Origin of the sequence: Micromonospora echinospora, from assembly GCF_900091495.1 — a bacterium.
GTDB classification, from domain to species: Bacteria; Actinomycetota; Actinomycetes; order Mycobacteriales; family Micromonosporaceae; genus Micromonospora; species Micromonospora echinospora.
This window is the reverse complement of record NZ_LT607413.1, coordinates 2,051,078-2,068,185: the sequence shown is the minus strand read 5'-3', so window position 1 is coordinate 2,068,185 and position 17,108 is coordinate 2,051,078. Positions and strand designations below refer to the sequence as shown.

At 70.2% G+C, this 17,108-nt stretch carries 19 protein-coding genes, 1 tRNA gene and 2 pseudogenes; 14 read left to right on the top strand and 8 right to left on the bottom strand.

Annotated features, from left to right (window positions below; all coding sequences use genetic code 11):
- Window positions 1-2: 2 nt before the first annotated feature.
- Window positions 3-986, bottom strand: a complete 984-nt coding sequence (locus tag GA0070618_RS09450) for a zinc metalloprotease (RefSeq protein ID WP_088981308.1) — start codon at window positions 984-986, stop codon at window positions 3-5.
- Window positions 987-1,265: 279 nt separating this feature from the next.
- Between GA0070618_RS09450 and GA0070618_RS09445 the strand changes: the two genes are divergently transcribed.
- Window positions 1,266-1,339: transfer RNA gene (locus GA0070618_RS09445), tRNA-Gly, on the top strand.
- 64 nt (window positions 1,340-1,403) lie between these two features.
- Here the strand turns inward: GA0070618_RS09445 and GA0070618_RS09440 are convergent.
- Window positions 1,404-1,889 (bottom strand): site-specific integrase, encoded by a 486-nt coding sequence (locus GA0070618_RS09440; protein ID WP_231931674.1) that lies wholly within the window; start codon window positions 1,887-1,889, stop codon window positions 1,404-1,406.
- A 97-nt stretch (window positions 1,890-1,986) separates the two neighbouring features.
- On the opposite strand from GA0070618_RS09440, the gene GA0070618_RS33385 reads away from it, so the two are divergent.
- From GA0070618_RS33385 to GA0070618_RS09430, 4 genes and pseudogenes are all read left to right on the top strand, one after another.
- Window positions 1,987-2,367 carry a mCpol domain-containing protein gene (locus GA0070618_RS33385; protein ID WP_143740323.1) on the top strand — a complete coding sequence of 127 codons (381 nt, stop codon included), beginning with the start codon at window positions 1,987-1,989 and terminating at the stop codon, window positions 2,365-2,367.
- On the top strand, window positions 2,364-3,110 hold the full coding sequence (locus tag GA0070618_RS33380; RefSeq protein ID WP_143740324.1) for a hypothetical protein: 747 nt from the start codon (window positions 2,364-2,366) through the stop codon (window positions 3,108-3,110). Before GA0070618_RS33385 ends, GA0070618_RS33380 begins: the two co-directional genes overlap by 4 nt.
- A 144-nt stretch (window positions 3,111-3,254) precedes the next feature.
- A pseudogene (locus GA0070618_RS09435) lies at window positions 3,255-3,508 on the top strand (hypothetical protein); the annotation flags it as partial.
- A 361-nt stretch (window positions 3,509-3,869) separates the two neighbouring features.
- Complete coding sequence (locus GA0070618_RS09430; RefSeq protein WP_231931672.1) at window positions 3,870-4,754, top strand: LLM class flavin-dependent oxidoreductase; 885 nt, start codon at window positions 3,870-3,872, stop codon at window positions 4,752-4,754.
- A gap of 84 nt (window positions 4,755-4,838) precedes the next feature.
- On the opposite strand, the gene GA0070618_RS09425 is transcribed toward GA0070618_RS09430, so the two are convergent.
- Entirely contained in the window at window positions 4,839-5,270 is a 432-nt protein-coding gene (locus GA0070618_RS09425) for an ASCH domain-containing protein (RefSeq protein ID WP_088981306.1), read from the bottom strand.
- A gap of 97 nt (window positions 5,271-5,367) precedes the next feature.
- The gene (locus GA0070618_RS09420) at window positions 5,368-5,919 is read right to left on the bottom strand and encodes a phosphoribosyltransferase family protein (RefSeq protein ID WP_088981305.1); all 552 of its coding nucleotides are present in this window, start codon (window positions 5,917-5,919) and stop codon (window positions 5,368-5,370) included.
- A 171-nt stretch (window positions 5,920-6,090) separates the two neighbouring features.
- On the opposite strand from GA0070618_RS09420, the gene GA0070618_RS09415 reads away from it, so the two are divergent.
- The 4 genes from GA0070618_RS09415 to GA0070618_RS09400 all read left to right on the top strand — a co-directional run bounded on the left by GA0070618_RS09415 (window position 6,091) and on the right by GA0070618_RS09400 (window position 10,444).
- Window positions 6,091-6,744, top strand: a complete 654-nt coding sequence (locus GA0070618_RS09415; protein WP_088981304.1) for a septal ring lytic transglycosylase RlpA family protein — start codon at window positions 6,091-6,093, stop codon at window positions 6,742-6,744.
- A gap of 95 nt (window positions 6,745-6,839) precedes the next feature.
- Window positions 6,840-7,967 carry a PP2C family protein-serine/threonine phosphatase gene (locus GA0070618_RS09410; protein ID WP_088981303.1) on the top strand — a complete coding sequence of 376 codons (1,128 nt, stop codon included), beginning with the start codon at window positions 6,840-6,842 and terminating at the stop codon, window positions 7,965-7,967.
- Between the two features lie 115 nt (window positions 7,968-8,082).
- Entirely contained in the window at window positions 8,083-9,939 is a 1,857-nt protein-coding gene (locus GA0070618_RS09405; protein ID WP_088985404.1) for an acyl-CoA dehydrogenase, read from the top strand.
- A gap of 235 nt (window positions 9,940-10,174) precedes the next feature.
- Window positions 10,175-10,444 carry a DUF6458 family protein gene (locus GA0070618_RS09400; protein WP_088981302.1) on the top strand — a complete coding sequence of 90 codons (270 nt, stop codon included), beginning with the start codon at window positions 10,175-10,177 and terminating at the stop codon, window positions 10,442-10,444.
- A 526-nt stretch (window positions 10,445-10,970) separates the two neighbouring features.
- Here GA0070618_RS09400 and GA0070618_RS35470 read toward each other — a convergent pair.
- A pseudogene (locus GA0070618_RS35470) lies at window positions 10,971-11,234 on the bottom strand (SixA phosphatase family protein); the annotation flags it as partial.
- Window positions 11,235-11,352: 118 nt separating this feature from the next.
- Between GA0070618_RS35470 and GA0070618_RS09390 the strand changes: the two are divergent.
- On the top strand, window positions 11,353-11,634 hold the full coding sequence (locus GA0070618_RS09390) for a DUF6458 family protein (RefSeq protein ID WP_088985403.1): 282 nt from the start codon (window positions 11,353-11,355) through the stop codon (window positions 11,632-11,634).
- Between the two features lie 145 nt (window positions 11,635-11,779).
- On the opposite strand, the gene trhA is transcribed toward GA0070618_RS09390, so the two are convergent.
- The gene (gene trhA / locus GA0070618_RS09385; protein WP_088985402.1) at window positions 11,780-12,403 is read right to left on the bottom strand and encodes a PAQR family membrane homeostasis protein TrhA; all 624 of its coding nucleotides are present in this window, start codon (window positions 12,401-12,403) and stop codon (window positions 11,780-11,782) included.
- A gap of 194 nt (window positions 12,404-12,597) precedes the next feature.
- Between trhA and GA0070618_RS09380 the strand changes: the two genes are divergently transcribed.
- Genes GA0070618_RS09380 through GA0070618_RS09370 form a run of 3 tightly spaced genes read left to right on the top strand, consistent with a single transcriptional unit; the run spans window position 12,598 to window position 14,922 of the window.
- Entirely contained in the window at window positions 12,598-13,338 is a 741-nt protein-coding gene (locus tag GA0070618_RS09380) for a 5-oxoprolinase subunit B family protein (protein WP_088981300.1), read from the top strand.
- The gene (locus GA0070618_RS09375) at window positions 13,335-14,183 is read left to right on the top strand and encodes a 5-oxoprolinase subunit C family protein (RefSeq protein WP_088981299.1); all 849 of its coding nucleotides are present in this window, start codon (window positions 13,335-13,337) and stop codon (window positions 14,181-14,183) included. Before GA0070618_RS09380 ends, GA0070618_RS09375 begins: the two co-directional genes overlap by 4 nt.
- Entirely contained in the window at window positions 14,167-14,922 is a 756-nt protein-coding gene (locus tag GA0070618_RS09370) for a LamB/YcsF family protein (RefSeq protein ID WP_088981298.1), read from the top strand. Before GA0070618_RS09375 ends, GA0070618_RS09370 begins: the two co-directional genes overlap by 17 nt.
- A gap of 59 nt (window positions 14,923-14,981) precedes the next feature.
- Here GA0070618_RS09370 and GA0070618_RS09365 read toward each other — a convergent pair whose 3' ends face one another.
- Complete coding sequence (locus GA0070618_RS09365; RefSeq protein ID WP_088981297.1) at window positions 14,982-15,419, bottom strand: VOC family protein; 438 nt, start codon at window positions 15,417-15,419, stop codon at window positions 14,982-14,984.
- 1 nt (window position 15,420) lies between these two features.
- Window positions 15,421-16,005, bottom strand: a complete 585-nt coding sequence (locus tag GA0070618_RS09360; RefSeq protein WP_088981296.1) for a DinB family protein — start codon at window positions 16,003-16,005, stop codon at window positions 15,421-15,423.
- A 61-nt stretch (window positions 16,006-16,066) separates the two neighbouring features.
- On the opposite strand from GA0070618_RS09360, the gene GA0070618_RS09355 reads away from it, so the two are divergent.
- On the top strand, window positions 16,067-17,026 hold the full coding sequence (locus GA0070618_RS09355; protein ID WP_088981295.1) for a helix-turn-helix transcriptional regulator: 960 nt from the start codon (window positions 16,067-16,069) through the stop codon (window positions 17,024-17,026).
- Window positions 17,027-17,108: the final 82 nt, after the last annotated feature.

The following is a 17,108-nucleotide window of genomic DNA, read 5'->3' as shown; positions in this document are numbered from 1 at the left end:
CGTCAGGCAGCGCGGTAGGCGTTCCATGCGGTCAGCATGCGGCTGGCCTGGCCCGCGGTGAACTGGTACATGCACGAGTCGTAGGTGTAGTCCATGAAGTTGGTGATCGGGTCCACACCGGCGGTGGTGCAGGTGTCCCGGCCGGTCGGGCACTCGAACGCCGGCGACGCCTCCGCCGGGGTGTCCGAGACGCTGTCGCCGGAGCCGGAGCAGCCGCCCTGGAAGGTGTGGTACAGGTTCAGCCAGTGGCCGACCTCGTGGGTGCCGGTGTCGCCCTGGTTGTAGTTGGTGGCGGTGCCGCCCGGCAGCGACTCGCTCAGCACGACGACGCCGTCCATGCTGCTGAGCCGGCGGGTCGGGAAGGTCGCCCAGCCGAGCAGGTCGTCGCTCAGCTCGCCGAGGTAGATGTTGAGGGTGCCCTTGCCGCCCTCACGCAGCGAGGTCTTCATCGAGCGCTCGGCCGAAGAGCCCTGCACGATCGGGTACCACGCCGGGTTGGTGACCCGGTTGATCTTCTGCAGCTGGAAGGCGAACGCGGTGGCCGTGCCGCCGGTCGCACCGCTGAAGGACTGGTTCAGCACGCTGATCTGCGAATTGACCATCGAGTCCGGGATATTGCCCCCAGCCCGGGTGCTGTCCCGCTGGATCACGTGCACCACGACCGGGATCGTGATCGAGGCGTTCGCCACCGGACCCTGCTTCAGGTCGGTCCGCTTGGCCCGGGCGGCCAGCACGGCGGCAAGGTCCGCCTCGCGCTCACGGACCTGCTGCGGGCTCAGCTCGTTCGGCTCGTGCTTGGCGATGCCACCGAGCTTGATCTTCGAGTGGGCATGGGTGTCGGCCGGCTCGACGCAGGCCTCGTCCGCGTGGTCCGCATGGGCCGCCGCAGGAGCGACACCGATTGCCGCCGTGCTGAGCAGCAGGGCGAGGGTCGTGGTGGCGACGCCGGCCACACGCCGGGTCAACAGGTTAGGACGAAGGCCCATGTGTCCACCTCTTTCTGCCGGCGTGACCAGAGGCGTGTCACACCGAGGCTGAGAATCTTGGGCAGAGGTTACAGCCGATCGACACATTTGAGAATGGGCATGTGTTGCTGCGTTGTAACGTCTGGCCACGTCCGGGTCGGTGAAGCTCGGGTGCTGTCGCCGAGGTCGCACGTCCTGGCCGGTCGAGGGGCGGAGCCCGGGTCTCCCCGGCGACGCGGGTCGCCGCAAAGGGGTACCTTGGTGCGGACGGCGAGCCGCTCAGGTACAGTGGTGCCGCCTGCGGGTGTAGTTCAATGGCAGAACATCAGCTTCCCAAGCTGACAGTGCGGGTTCGATTCCCGTCACCCGCTCCACCACGAAGGCCCTGGTCAGGACGCAAGTCCCCACCAGGGCCTTCGATGTTTCCGGTGCCCGTGATCATGCGTCGGGCCATCCACGGGCCACTAGCCGCGCCGGGCCACTCCGCCGGCCATCCCGTCGGCCGGGTCGCCGGGCTTCCGCTTGCCCGGCTTCTTCGACCTTCCCGCCGGCCGCCTTCCTGGCCTTCTTCCGCTCGGCCTTCACCGCGTCGCTCACCGCCTGGGCGATGGCCCGGTCCGCCTCGGCCGTCGCGTGCTGGTAGATCAGCGCTGCCTCGGAGGAGTCGTGCCCCATCCGGGCCATCAGTTCGCGGGTGCTCGCCCCGGTGCGTGCGGCGAAGGTGTTCCCGCTGTGCCGCAGGTCGTGGAAGTGCAGCCCCGGTACGCCGAGCTTGTTGACCGCCGCCGGCCAGCCGATGACCTTGTTCAGGTTGCCGCGCCAGATGGGCTTACCGCTCGGCGTGGTGAAGACCAGCGCCTCAGGGTTGTCGTCGACGAAGCCGGCCAGGTGGTCACGCAGCGCGGGCAGGATCGCCGCCGGCACCGAGACGGTACGCAGACCGGCCCGCGGGCCTAGCGGTTGACACGCTTGCGGCAGCTTGACGATGGCTTAACTGAGAGAACTGCGGCAGAATGCATCGATGGCAGAAAGATGCTTCCTGGCCCTTGATGGAGATGACATAGGGAGCCGTCTGGAAGTTTGCATGATCAATGAAGACGTAAGTGGTCTTGAAGACTTTGCGTTCGCCTTCAACCATGCTCTCGAACGGTTTTCGGAGGAAATTGCTAAAATTTCCTCAGTGGATGTTTTGCTTCTGGGTGGAGACAGTATTCTACTTACTCTCCCGGAAGGTGAGATTCCTCGCGTCAACCAACTTCTGCACGATCAGATGGCGAAGGTGGGAGTGACTTTCTCCGGCGGGTATGGAAAAGGTTTGCGCCAAGCGTATCTAGGGCTGAAGCTGGCGAAGGCAACCGGAAAGAACCGGCTAGTGCGCCTAGGGGTGGAGGGGTCTCAGTGAGTGCGGCCCTCGTTTTCATCTGCTCCGATCACGTCGGCCCATACGTCAACGCCGTATCGTATCTCCGAGATAAGCGCGGGGTGGCCAGCTTTACTTTCATTTTCATTACAGGTGCCCTTGTGGAAGGCCCCCGTACGGACTTCGTTGAATCGATTACCGCAGCCTTCGAGAGTCTAGGGGAAGGGCGCTATCTCGGCCGCCCTGCTCATGTCGATGAGAAATCCCAGGCGCGATACAGGGAAACTGCCGAATTCCTTGATTGCCGATCGTCGGTGAAGGTGGTTCCTTTGGAGGATCTGGCCGGCTACATATCGCGAGAGGCGAAGAGTGTCAAGTTGGGCCAGTTGGCGATAGATGTTACTGGCTTGCCAAAGGTTCTGGCTGCCCATGTGATGTTGATCTGCTTAGCAGTTGGTCGTCAGGTTCACACGTTTGAGTTGCGGCAGAGAACGAATCCCAAAGCACCTGAGTTGTCGCTCTACCATGCTCTGAGTGCTGGCGACTTCGATTACCCTTCGCTCGCTCGCGATCCGGCTGTCCTGGCCAGCGTGCGCCAACTTGTACACGTCAAGCGGGCGACGTGGGCTATCGTGGTCGTTTCTCTTATTGGTATGGCGAGTTTGGCGGTGCTTATTGCTGTGGACGCAAAGAACCCTGCGTTGGCCATTGTGGGGCTAGCTGCAAATGTTATTGGCATCGCGGGTGGCACTCTCCAGGCTATAACAATCTATAAGGGTAAGTAAGTTTTACCCTATCCGTTGTGGTGTCGGCCAGCTCGGCGGCAAGGAAAAATTTATCGAATATGATGGCGCGAATCATGTGAGCGTACTTCCTGTATGTCCGAAGGGCTTAGGTTCTGAATGCGGTCTATTGGGTACCGGTGGGCCATGGTGAACCGAAGTCAGGCCGCAGTTGACGAACAACATTCAAGACCATGTGGCGTTGACGACGAAACAGTTGAAGCGTTGGGTGAGCTGAGCAAGGCCTGGAGACCATCCATCGGGTACGGGTCACCTGTACTCGGCTCACCAACTCGTCGGCGGAGCGGACCTGACCCTTGACCGGGTGGTGAAGCTCCTACTGGAGGCAGGACTCGACGAGGTCGCCGACCGGGTGGAACACGAGCTGTTGGGGTTCGAGCCGTTACGCCCGCTCTTCACCGCGTGGAACGCCGCCGTCGACGCGGAGGACGACGAGGCCATGGAACGGGCCTACGACGCCGTACGGGCTGCGGTCACGATGAGTCGCCCGGACGGCCGCCGGGTGGCCGAGTTCCTGTTGAGCATCGAGGACGACGAGGCCGGATTCCGGTGGCATGACGAGCCTTTCGAGACGTCCTAGCACCGCCCGACGAGCGGTCTGGCCCAGAAGCCGACCCCGGGACGGGGCGACGCTCGTCGACAGGATCCTCGACGGTGGTTACCTCCACGGGCGGGTCGACGGCCGTCGTACTTTCGGAGGTGCCGGGCGGCGGATCGGCCGGAAATCCCAGGCCGTAGGGTGTGATCATGCGCATCGGCATCGTCATCCTCCCGGACCAGCGTTGGTCCGAGGCGCAGCGACGCTGGCGGCAGGCCGAGGAGTGGGGTTTCGACCACGCCTGGACCTATGACCACCTGGGCTGGCGCGACCTGGTCGACGGTCCCTGGTTCGACTCGATGTCCACGCTGACCGCCGCCGCATTGGTGACCTCCCGGATCCGGCTCGGCACCCTGGTCGCCTCGCCCAACTTCCGGCACCCGGCGGCCTTCGCCCGACAGGTGACCACGCTGGACGACATCTCCGGTGGGCGACTGCTGCTCGGCATCGGTGCGGGGGGCATCGGCTTCGACGCCACCGTGCTCGGCGGGGACACCCTGCCCCCGCGCCGCCGTGCGGACCGGTTCGGCGAGTTCACCGAACTGCTCGACCTGGTGCTCCGGCAGGACGGCGTGACCTGGCGTGGTGAGTGGTTCTCCGCTGTGGATGCCCGGAACAACCCGGGCTGCGTCCAGATGCCGAGGGTGCCGTTCGTGGTCGCCGCGAACGGTCCCCGCTCGATGCGGCTGGCGGCCCGCTTCGGCCAGGGCTGGGTCACCACCGGCACCGGCGGGGACGACCTGGAGGGCTGGTGGAAGTCGGTGGCGACGCTTGCCACCCGGCTCGACGCCACTCTCGACGAGGCCGGACGTGATCCGGGCACCCTCGACCGCTACCTGTTGCTGGACGCCGCCCCGGTCTTCTCGCTGACCAGCGCGGACTTCTTCGCCGACGCGGTCGCGCGTGCCGCGCGGCTCGGGTTCACCGACGTGGTGACCCACTGGCCGCGGCTGAGCAGTTGGTATGCCGGGGACGAGAACGTGCTCTCCGAGGTCGCGGAGAACCTGCCCGAGCTGCGCCGCGTCTGAGCCGGTCGGCCGGAAGGACGGAAGGCCGTCCGGTCCCTGGCCGTGCCGGTTCGGCCCTGCCGTGCCGCTTCGGTCGGGGACCGCTCAGGTGCCCAGGTTGCCCGTGGTGGTGCCGCCCGCCCCGGCCGACTCGAGCCGCAGGCGGACACAGACGACGAGCGTGTCGTCGGTGACCGCGCTCCCCTCGGTGGCCCAGAAGTTGCGGTGGCCGGTACGCCACTCGTCGAGGTCTTGGTGACCCTCTCCCTCGGATCGGGCGAAGTCCCAGGTCACGTCCGCGAAGCGGACCACCTCGACGGCGGTGACCTCGACGACGCCGATCAGCGCGTCGTGGTCGTCGACCAGTGCCAGCCGTTCGCCGACGTGCTCCAGCTCCTCGCCCTCCGTGGCGTACTCGCTGAGCAGTCCAGTCGTCGCGGTCTTCATCCCGGACAGTACGAGCGAGTTCAGCCGGTCCCGCATCTGGCCGGGCGTGCCGAGAGCGAGGGTGCGCAGGTCACCGATCCGTGGCCACATTCCGCCGAGGCTAACTGACCTGCTGCCCGGCCGCCGCCGGATTTCGGGCCGGCTGTGCGGGGGGCGGGCCGTACGGCCACCAGGGGCAGCGTTCCGGTCAGGGTTCGAGACGGTCGGCCTGGAGTAGGGCGCGGACGCGCAGTTCGGCGCTTACCTGCGGTGGGCAGTCGGCGACCACCACGCTGGTCCCGACCGGCTCCGCGCCCCGAGCCGCGCAGAGCTGGTAGAGCGCCCGGACCTGCGCGCCGGTGGCGAGCCAGTCGTCGACCACCAGCACCCGGTCGCCCGGCCGGAGGTGCCGGTCCCGGACGCCGAGGGTGACCCGGCGGCCCCGGAAGTCGGGTGTGCTCTGCGCCCAGGTGGTCGGTCCGGGTGGCTGCCGTCCGTCTTCGGGTTTCTGCGCCGGGACGAAACCCACCCCGAGTGCGGTCGCGGCGAGCGGACCGAGGAGCAGGCCCGTGACGGCGGGTGAGATCACGACGGTGGGGGCGGCGGCGCGGAACGGGGCCACCAGCGCCGGCCCGATCTCGGCGAGCACGTACGGGTCGCGCCACCAGCCGGAGACGTCACTGACCAGGTGGCTGCTCTCTGGACCGGGGTCCGACCAGCGGAACAACTCGACGAGGCGCTGACTCAGCTCGGTGGGCACCGGTCCATCCTGCCCGTCCGTCGCCAGGGCCCGGCGGTGTGACCCCGCCTCGGATGATCGGCTACACGTATGCCTGCAAATCACAACATATAACCATGATCAGGTTGACTTACGAAGTGCTTCTCTCGTTACGGTCCGATCCGATTTGCAGGTAACTGGAAGGACTGGTCGATGGCCGGCAGGCACGCTCGGAATCGAATGTTCTCCTCGCCCGCCGGGATCGCGGCCTCCGCTGCCGTCGCCGTCGCGGTGGCCGTCGGTGGCACGGTCGGTGCGGTGCACCTGACCTCGGCGGAACCGGAGGCCGTCCGGCCGGCGCCGGTGGTCCCGACGTCGGCTCCGCCCTCGCCGGAGAGTCCGGTCCCGTCCCCGTCGACGGTCAGCCCCTCGCCGGAGGGCACCGGGTCGCCGAGCGCCAGCCCGGCGCCCGCCCGTTCGACGGCCGCCTCCCGGGGCAAGCCGCGGGCCCAGGTGACCTCGACGCCGTCGAAGCGGGCGACCACGAAGCCCGCCGCGCCGAAGCGGCCCGCCCCGACGGTGGTCGCGAGCGGCACCTGCGGTGCGTCGTTCTACGCCGAGGGGCAGATGACCGCCAACGGCGAGACCTTCGACCCGTCGGCGATGACCGCCGCGCACAGGACGCTGCCGTTCGGCACCCGGGTACGGGTGACCAACCCCGCCACCGGAGCCTCGGTGACCGTACGGATCAACGATCGCGGGCCGTTCATCGACGGTCGTTGCATCGATCTGTCCCGGGCGGCGTTCGGCGCGATCGCCTCGCTCGACCTCGGCCACCTCACCGTCTCGTACGAGGTGCTCGGCTGAGCCGGGTCGCGCATCGGCTGTTCAGGGAGGTCCGCCCGGTCAGAACCGGCTCGGACGACGGGTCAACGTCATGCGCTGATCAACCTCCATAGGGCATGCTGTGCTGCGTACGCACGCATCCCTTGCAGCGGTTCCGTAGTCCGCTGAGCCCCGGATCCCGCGCCGGTCTCGGCGCGGCCCTCGTCCTGCTCGGTTTCATCTCCGCGGTCGAGGCGGCCGACGGCAGTGGAGCCCACTACCTGGGCCTGATGGCTGCCGCGCCGGTGCTCGCCGCGGTGTTCGCCACCTGGCGGGTGGTGCTCGGGGCCGGTGCGGCGGCCACCTGCGCGGCGGTGGCGTTCGCGTTCTCCGAGCCGGGCGTCTCGCTGGACACCGCGGCCAGTGTCGCCGCGATCGTGGTGGTGACCGTACTCGCCACGGTGGTGGCCGGGGTCCGGCAGCGGCAGACCGAGCACATCGCCGAGTTGTCGAAACTGGCGTCGGTCGCGCAGCAGGCGGTGCTGCGTCCGCTCGGCCCGCAGGTCGGGACGTTGGCGGTGGCGGCCCGCTACATCTCCTCCACGGCCACCGCCGAGATCGGTGGCGACCTGTACGAGGCGATCGACACCCCGTACGGCGTACGAATGATCATCGGGGACGTGCGGGGCAAGGGCCTGGACGCGGTCCGGCTGGCCAGCATCGTGCTCGGCTCGTACCGGCACGTGGCCCACGAGCGGGCCGACCTGCGTGCCGTCGTGTCCGACCTGGACCGGGCGGTGGCGCGCAGCGTGGGCGACGAGGACTTCGTGACCGCTGCGGTGGTCGAGGAGCGGGGCGGGACGCTCACCATCGTCAACTGCGGACACCCGCCGCCGCTGCTGCTGCGCCGGGGTTGCGTGATCCCGCTCGAACCGCCCGCCCCCGCGCCCCCGCTCGGCTTCATGCCCGTGGTGCAGCCCCGGGTGGAACGGCTGGAACCGGGAGACCGGCTACTGCTCTTCACCGACGGTCTGGGCGAGGCCCGCCGGGACGGCGAGTTCTTTCCCACCGCCGACCGGGCCTGGCGGCTGCTCGGTCACGGGACGGTGGCCGACGGCCTGGCCTCGCTGGAGACCGCCCTGGTCGAGTGGGTGTACGGCCGGCTCGACGACGACATCGCCCTGGTCCTGATGGAGTACGCGGGCCCGCGCAGCGACGCGACGGCGGCCGTACCGAGTTGGGAGGTCGGCGCCACCGAGGGCTGAATGCCCGGTGTGTGTCCGCTGTCACTTTCGTCAGTGGCTTGTCGCTGCCTACCCGCGAGTAATACAGTCGGGGTTACTGATCGGTAACACCTGTCCGGAAGCGGGGCCAGTGATCATGACCCACTACAAGAGCAACCTGCGGGACCTCGAGTTCAACCTGTTCGAGGTCTTCGGGGCGGACCAGGCGTTCAGCCAGGAGCCGTTCTCGGAACTGGACGTCGACACGGCGCGTGACATTCTCGCCGAGGTCGACCGTCTCGCCCGCGAGGATCTGGCCGCCAGCTACACCGACAGTGACCGCAACCCGCCGGTCTTCGACCCGGCCACCCACACCGCGCCGCTGCCCGAGTCGTTCAAGAAGTCGTACCAAGCGTTCATGGACTCCGAGTTCTGGCGGCTGGAGCTTCCGGCGGAGCTGGACGGCAGCAACGCGCCCCGGGCGCTCGTGTGGTCCCTCGCCGAGCTGGTTCTCGGTGCCAACGCCGCCGTCTGGATGTACGCCTCCGGGCCGTCCTTCGCGCACGTCCTGCACGTCGAGGGCACCGAGCGGCAGAAGAAGTGGGCCAAGCTCTTCGCCGACAAGCGGTGGGGCTCGACGATGGTGCTCACCGAGCCGGACGCCGGCTCGGACGTGGGCGCCGGTCGCGCCCGCGCCGTCCCGCAGCCGGACGGCTCCTGGCACATCGAGGGCGTCAAGCGCTTCATCACCTCGGCCGAACACGACCTGAGCGACAACATCATCCACTACGTGCTGGCCCGACCGGTCGGCGTCGAGGGCGTCGGCGGCCCGGGCACCAAGGGCCTCTCCCTCTTCGTGGTGCCCAACTACCACTTCGACGAGGAGACCGGCGAGCTGGGCGAGCGCAACGGCGTCTTCGCCACCAACGTCGAGCACAAGATGGGTCTGAAGGTCTCCAACACCTGCGAGGTGACCTTCGGCGAGCACGGCCTCCCGGCCAAGGGATGGCTGCTGGGTGAGAAGCACGACGGCATCCGGCAGATGTTCATGATCATCGAGAACGCCCGGATGATGGTCGGCACCAAGGCCATCGCCACGCTCTCCACCGGTTACCTGAACGCCCTGGAGTACGCCAAGAGCCGGGTGCAGGGTGCCGACCTGCTCCAGATGGCCGACAAGACCGCCCCCCGGGTCACCATCACCCGGCACCCGGACGTCCGCCGTTCGCTGATGCTCCAGAAGGCGTACGCCGAGGGTCTGCGCGCCCTGGTCTGCTACACCGCCTCCTGGCAGGACAAGGTCGCGATCGGCGAGGCGGCCGGTGACGAGGCGGCGACGGAGACCGCGAAGCGGGTCAACGACCTGCTCCTGCCGCTGGTCAAGGGGGTCGGCTCGGAGCGGGCGTACGAACTGCTCGGGCACGAGTCGTTGCAGACCTTCGGCGGCTCCGGCTTCCTCCAGGACTACCCCCTGGAGCAGTACGTCCGGGATTCCAAGATCGACACTTTGTACGAGGGCACCACCGCCATCCAGAGCCTCGACCTCTTCTTCCGGAAGATCGTCCGGGACAACGGCAAGGCGCTGCTGACCGTCTCGGGCGAGATCCAGGAGTTCATCGCCAGCGAGGGCGGCAACGGCCAGCTCAAGGAGGAGCGTCTGGCGCTCGGCAAGGCGCTCGCCGAGGTGCAGAACATCCTCGGGGTGATGACCGGATGGCTGGGCGAGGCGCAGGCCGGTGAGCCCCGCGCCCTGTACAAGGTGGGTCTGAGCAGCCGTCGGCTGCTGCTGGCGCTCGGCGACGTGGTGGTCGGCTGGCTGCTCCAGCGGCAGGCGGACGTGGCACTGCGCGCCCTGGGCGGCGAGGTCTCCGCCACCGACCGGGCGTTCTACACCGGCAAGGTGGCCGCGGCGAAGTTCTTCGCCCGTGAGGTGCTGCCCCGCATCGGGGCCGACCGGCGGATCATCGAGAACACCGACCTCGACCTCATGGACCTCCCGGAGGAGGCCTTCTGATCCCGATGTCCTGATTCCTCCTCGACGGCCGGCGCGTCCCCCGCGCCGGCCGTCGTCGTCTCCGCTCCGTCACGTCCTGCCGGGAGGTGACTTCCGTGGGAGCCGGTCAGCCACCACGGCCGCGCCCCGGTGGGGTAGGGGCCGTCACGGTGGGTATGCGTGCCGGACCATCGTCGGAGGTACACGACGGTGTCCGGCAAGGCCCAGAGCCACCGCACGGGGGAGTGCAGCGCACATGGGCATTGGTAGCGGCATCTTTCTGATCACACTGGGAGCGATCCTGACGTTCGCCGTACGCGCCAACGTCTGGTGGGTCGACCTGCGTGCCGTCGGCTGGGTGTTCATCCTCGCCGGCCTCGCCGTCCTGCTCACCACGCTCTGGTTCTGGCAGGACCGGCGGAAGCGGGCCCGGACCCTCATCGTGGAGGAGAACCGGCTGTCCCATCCGACCGCGATGATGCCCCCGCCTCCCGACCCACCGCCGCCGACGGCCCCACCGTCATGAGGTGACCGCCGGTCCGGGGCTCAGAACCAGACCGGAGGGGCCGGCAGCAGGTCCCTCACCGCAGGGCGATTCCCGGCGGGACGCATGCCGCCCGCGCTCAGGCGCGGGCGGTGTGTCGTGCGGTGACCGGTGCGGGCACGGTGCCGAGGTCGGCCCAGTCCCCGGTCACCCGGTGCACCACGACACCGCTGGTCCGCAGTCCCTCCCGGTCGGCGCCGGCCCGGTCGAGGACGATCGACACCAGGGAGATGCCCGGATTGTGGGCGACCAGCAGGACCGTGCGGGCGTCCGGCTCGGTGGCCCGGAGCAGGTCCAGCAGGTCGGCGGTCTCCGCCGCGTACACGGTTGGCTCGTAGCGGACCCGGGGCTTTGGTCCGGTCCCTGCCGGCCCGCCGGCCGTCCCGCTTTCCGCCGTCCCGTTCCGCGCCGTCCCGCTTTCCGCCGTCCCGTTCCGCGCCGTCCCGCTTTCCGCCGTCCCGTTCCGCGCCGTCCCGCTTTCCGTCGTCCCGTTCCATGCCGTTCCGCCTCCGGCCTGCCCGCTCGTCGTCGGTCCGCTCCCGGCCATGCCGCTTTCCGCCGCCTGCCAGGTCTGCCGGGTACGCCGCGCGGGTGAGCAGACCACCACGTCGGGCCGGAAGCCGTGCCGGGCCAGCCACGCGCCGGCTGCGACGGCGTCGGCGTGTCCGCGTTCCGTCAACGCCCGTTCCCAGTCGGCGATGCCCTCCGGGCGTTCCGCCTTCCCGTGCCGGAGCAGCACGAGTGTGCGTGCGCTGGCCCTGCCGTCCGTCATGGTGTCAGCTTGCCTGATTGGCGATCTTCGCGCTCGGGTAAGTCGTTGTGTGCCGCAACCTCATCCAGTGGCCGCGGCGGTAACGGAACGCCAGCTGAACGCCAAGGAGGGCGACACGATGGGCATCGGCAGCAGTATCTTCCTCATCGCGCTGGGCGCGATCCTCGCATTCGCGGTCGACGCCAACCTGGGTTGGCTCAGCCTGAACACCGTCGGCTGGGTGCTGATGCTCGCCGGCCTGGTCGGTCTGATCATGACCGCCTACTTCTGGAACACCCGCCGTCGTACGGTCGTGGCCGCGCCGCGCGAGCGCGTCGTCGAGGAGCGGGTGGTGCCGGTGCGGGACGACCGCGTCGTCCAGGAGTACCGCGAGGTGCGCCACCCCGGTCGCCAGGTCTGACCCCCGCTCGATCGCCCGGGGCTCCGCGCCGCGCCGCGCGGGGCCCCGGAAGCACCTCCGCCGGGGTGGCTGCGAGGTGGTTGCAGGTGGTTGCAGGGGACCCCTGCTCGGCAGAAAGTGGTAACAGGGGTCCCCTGCTACCACCTCAGGCGAACAGGGCGAAGTAGATCGCCACGTGGTGGCAGATCGCCGCGACGAGCGTGCAGGCGTGGAAGAACTCGTGGTGCCCGAAGACCGTCGGCCACGGGTTGGGTCGGCGCAGCGCGTAGAAGACCGCACCGACGCTGTAGATCGCGCCGCCGACGGCCAGCAGCACCAGGGCGGCGACTCCGCCACGGTGCAGGATGTCCGGCAGGATGGCCAGCGAGACCCAGCCGAGCGCCAGGTAGAGCGGGGCGGAGACCCAGCGCGGCGCGTGCGGCCAGACCAGCTTCACCGCCACTCCGCCCAGGGCACCACCCCAGACCAGGGCGAGCATGGTCGTCGCCGTGCGGTCGTCGAGCAGCAGCAGACAGAACGGCGTGTACGTGCCGGCGATGAACATGAAGATCATCGAGTGGTCCATCCGGCGCATGACCTGGAAGCCGCGCTCCGACCAGACCCGCCGGTGGTAGAGCGCGCTGGTGCCGAAGAGCCCGCACACGGTGAGGCTGTAGACCAGGCAGCTGACCAGCGGTTCCCATCCCGGCCGGGTGGCCGCGATCGAGCAGAGCACGATGCCGCAGACCAGTGCGACGAAGAAGGCGTACGTGTGCAACCAGCCGCGCATCCGCGGCTTGCCGATGTCGACCGGCCTGATCCGTACCTTGGTCGGGGTGGTCACGCCATCAGGTTACGGCACCGTAAGTTACTTGTAGGTAGTGGAATGCGTCACCTCTGCGAGGACATTCCACAGGCACAGGCACAGGCGGCGGCGCGCGTCGGCCCGTGCGCGGCCTGCCCTGCGTCCGCGAGGATGGCGGCATGCGGATCCGTCCCGTCGGCGCGCACGCGCTGCTGATCGACTGCGCCGAAGCCGAAGCCGAAGCCGAAGCCGAAGCCGGAGCCGGAGCCGGAGCCGGAGCTGAGGCCGAAGCTGAGGCCGAGGCCGGCTTCGACCCGGGCTCCGGTTCCACGGGTGCGGCGCGGCCGGGGATGGATTCGGCCGGGCAGGTCGAGGCCTGGCGGGCCGAACTCTGGCGCCGCCGGGAGGCCGGCGAGCTGACCGCCGTCGAGATCGTCCCGGCCGCCACCACCGTGTTGCTCGACGGGGTGCCGGACCCGACGGCCACCGCCGCCCGGATCGCCACCTGGACCCCACGGGCGGCCGTCCGCAGCGGCAGCGTCCGCACCGTCCGGGTCCCCGTCAGCTACGACGGGGAGGACCTGCCCCGTGTCGCCGACCACTGGGGCGTGGACGTGCCCGAGGTGGTCCGCCGGCTCACCGGCACCGAGTTCCGGGTCGCCTTCTGTGGTTTCGCGCCCGGGTTCGCGTACCTCACCGGGCTTCCGGCGGAGTGGACCGTGCCCCGCCGGGACACCCCCCGTCCCCGGGTGCCCGCCGGATCGGTCGCCCTGGCCGGGCCGTACGCCGGGATCTACCCGACCGCCTCGCCCGGCGGGTGGCAACTGGTCGGCCGCACCGACCTTCCGCTGTTCGACGTGCGCGCCGACCCGCCCGCCACCCTGGTGCCCGGTAGCCGGGTCCGCCTGGAGGCGGCGTGATCGAGATCCTCCGGGCCGGGGTGTTCACCACCGTCCAGGACCAGGGCCGACCCGGCTGGGCGCACCTCGGCGTACCCCGGTCGGGAGCCCTCGACGCGGCGGCGCTGCGCCTGGCCAACCGGTTGGTCGGGAATCCGGAGTCCGCCGCCGGCCTGGAGATCACCCTCACCGGCTGTACGGTGCGGTTGCACCGCGCCGCCACGGTCGCGGTCACCGGCGCGGAGGCCGACGTACGGGTCGACCGGCGACCGGCGGACCCGGGACGCCCGCTGTCGCTGCCCGCCTCGGCGGTGCTGACCATCGGCTCCGCCCGCCACGGGCTGCGCAGTTACCTCGCCGTCTCCGGCGGGATCGCGGTCGAACCGGTGCTCGGCAGCCGTGCCACCGACACCCTCTCCGGCCTCGGCCCGCCCCGGGTCCGGGACGGCGACCGGCTTCCCCTCGCCCCGGATTCCGGCCCGCCCGCACCGGTGGACTTCACCCCCGCCCCGGCCCCGGCCACCGAACTACGGCTGACCCTGCGCCCCGGCCCCCGGCACGACTGGTTCACCCCCGCCGCCCGAGACCGGCTGCTGCACACCCCGTACCAGATCAGCCCGGTGAGCGACCGGATCGGCGCGCGACTGGTCGGCGCAGCCCTGCCCCGCGCGGTGGCCGGCGAACTGCCCAGCGAGCCGATCGTGCTCGGGGCGGTACAGGTGCCGGCCGACGGCCAGCCGTTGATCTTCCTCGCCGACCATCCCACCACCGGCGGATACCCCGTCATCGGGGTGGTGGACGACGTCACCCCGCTCGCGCAGGCCCGTCCGGGGACTACCGTCAGGTTCCATGGACCTCAACGCTGACCTCGGAGAAGGCTTCGGCATCTGGCGGCTCGGCGACGACGAGGCGCTGCTGGAAGTGGTCACCTCCGCCAACGTGGCCTGCGGCTTCCACGGCGGCGACCCCTCCACCATGCGCCGCGTCTGCGCCGCCGCAGCCGAGCGCGGGGTCGCCGTCGGCGCGCAGGTCGGCTACCGGGACCTCGCCGGCTTCGGTCGCCGGCACATCGAGTACGCCTTCGACGAACTGCGCGACGACATCACGTACCAGCTCGGCGCGCTGGAGGCGTTCTGCCGGCCGTACCGGACCCGGGTCCGGTACCTCAAGCCGCACGGCGCGCTCTACCACGCCGCCGCCTGCCAGGAGTCGCAGGCCGCCGCCGTGGTCGCCGCGATCGTCGACCACGACCCGGACCTGCCGGTCCTCTGCCCGCCCGGTTCGGTGCTCGCCCAACTCGCCACCGGGGCCGGTCTCCGGGTGGTCGCCGAGGGCTTCGCCGACCGGGGCTACCTCGCCAACGGGGCCCTGGTGCCCCGTTCCGCCCCCGGCGCCCTGGTCACCGACCCGCAGGAGATCGCCGAGCGGGCCGTCCGGATGGCCACCGAACGAACCGTGACCACCGTGGACGGCAGCGTCGTCCCCTGCCCGGTCGAGTCGATCTGCCTGCACGGCGACACCCCCGGCGCGGTGCAGGCGGCGGCCCTGGTGCGCGCCGCCCTCATCGACGCCGGAGTGCCGCTGCGCCCGTTCAGCGCGGCGTGACCGGCCGGTGAGCCGAAGGGGTCCGGTGAGCCGGACGGACCGTCGGCACGCGCTGCCCGTCAGTCGAGGCAGAACTCGTTGCCCTCGGGGTCGGCCATCACGATGTGACCGGTGCCGAGCGGCGGAGCGGGCTCGTGGCGGCGGAGCCGGGTGGCGCCACGGGAGACGAGCCGCTCGGCCTCCGCCTCCAGGGCCGCCATCCGCGCGTCGTCCGTCAGCCCGGGGGCGGCGCGTACGTCGAGGTGCACGCGGTTCTTGGCCTGCTTGCCCTCCGGCACCCGCTGGAAGAACAGGCGTGGCCCGGAGCCCTCGGGGTCGACCAGCGCCGAGGCGTCGTTGCGTCCTTCGGGCGGCACGCCCATGGCGGCCAGGGCCTGGTCCCATGTCTCGAAGCCCCCGGGTGGGGCCTGCAACCGGTAGCCGAGGAGGTCGGCCCAAAACGCCGCCAACCCGGCCGGGTCGGCGCAGTCGAAAGTGATCTGGACGTCGCGGCTCATCTCAGCTCGCCTCCCGTCGGGTCTTCTGACCAGTGTGCAGGTAGAGGTCGCGGAGCAGGCACACCTCGGCCAGATGGTGGATCAGTTCGCGGTTGATGTGCAGCACCAGCGCTGCCATCGGATGCTCGGCGTACGGCCCCTCCGCCTCCCCACACGGACGGGCGAGGCCGGTCTCGCCGAGCGACTCGACCCCGGCCAGCCAGGTGGCGTACTCCGCGTCGAGCTGGGCCAGCGCCTCGGCCGCGGTCGCGGCGTACTCGAACGACTGGTAGTCGGTGGGCACGCGACCGAAGTGCGCGGTGTTGCGCACCGCGAGCACGCCGACGATCACGTGCCCGAGTCGCCAGGCGATCGTGGTGAACGGTGTCGGATCGGGTTCCGGCATCGCGAAGTCGATGGTCATCGCGCCGGACCCGGCGAGTACCGGTGCGGTGCCGGTGCCGCGTGGGCGCACGTTCCAGCAGTCGGGCGTCGGCTCCCAGAGGTACTCGTCGTCGGTGAGTCCGTCGAGGCGTGGGCGCAGATGGTTGGTCCAGTGCCAGGCGATCTGGTGCTGGAGCAGAGCGTTCCAGTTCTGGTCGGTCATGCTGCCACCCTCCCGCGAATAGCGGACAGGATCGTTCCGTGATTCGTGCGACGATCGGCGCATGAGCGTCGAGGCGACGACCGAGCGGGTGCTGCGGCTGCTGGCGCTGCTGCAACGGCGACCGTCCTGGACCGCCGCCGAACTCGCCACCGAGCTGCGGGTCACCGACCGGTCGATACGCCGCGACGTGGAGCGACTGCGCGCGCTCGGGTACCCCGTGCACGCGACGGCGGGTGTCGGCGGCGGCTACCAGCTCGGCGCGGGCACCCGACTGCCGCCGCTGCTCCTCGACGACGAGGAGGCCATCGCCACGGCGGTCTCCCTGCGGCTTGCGGCGGGGGGCACGGTCGCCGGGGCGGGCGAGGCGGCGCTGCGGGCGCTCGCGAAGCTCGACCAGGTGATGCCGTCCCGGCTGCGCGCCGAGGTGCGGGCGGTGCACGGCGCGACCGAGACCCTGGTCGGCCCGGCGGTGGAGATCGACGCAGAGGTGCTGGTGACGCTCGCGCGGGCCTGCCGCGACGCCGTGCGGGTGCGGTTCCGGTACGCCGGCCGCGACGGCGAGGAACGTGAGCGCACGGTCGAGCCGGTGCGAATGGTCACCACCGGCCGACGCTGGTACCTGATGGCCCGGGACGTCGACCGCGACGACTGGCGCACCTTCCGGCTGGACCGGATGCGCGAGGTGGTGGCGACGACCTGGCGCTTCCGGGCGAGCGAACACCCGGACCCGGTCGCCTACGTGCAGCGCTCCGTGACCGGGGCGCCGTACCGGTATCTCGCCCGGGTGCGGGTGCACGCCCGGCCCGAGCAGGTGCGGGAGCTGGTGCCACCCCAGGTGGGGTGGGTCGAGGACGACCGCGACGGGTGGTGCGTGCTCGTCGTCGGCGGGGACGACCTGGACTGGCTCGCCGCGCACGTGGCCCGGCTGGGCTTCGAGTCGCAGGTGCTGGAGCCCCCGGAGCTGCGGGAGGCCGCCGCCCTGCTCGCCCGCCGCCTCGCGGCGATGGCCGGGGCCGACTGACCGACCCGGTCCTGCCGTACCGATCAGGAGGGTCGACGGCGTGGCCAGCCGGATGCGGGCGGCCCGAGAAATTTTCCGCTGA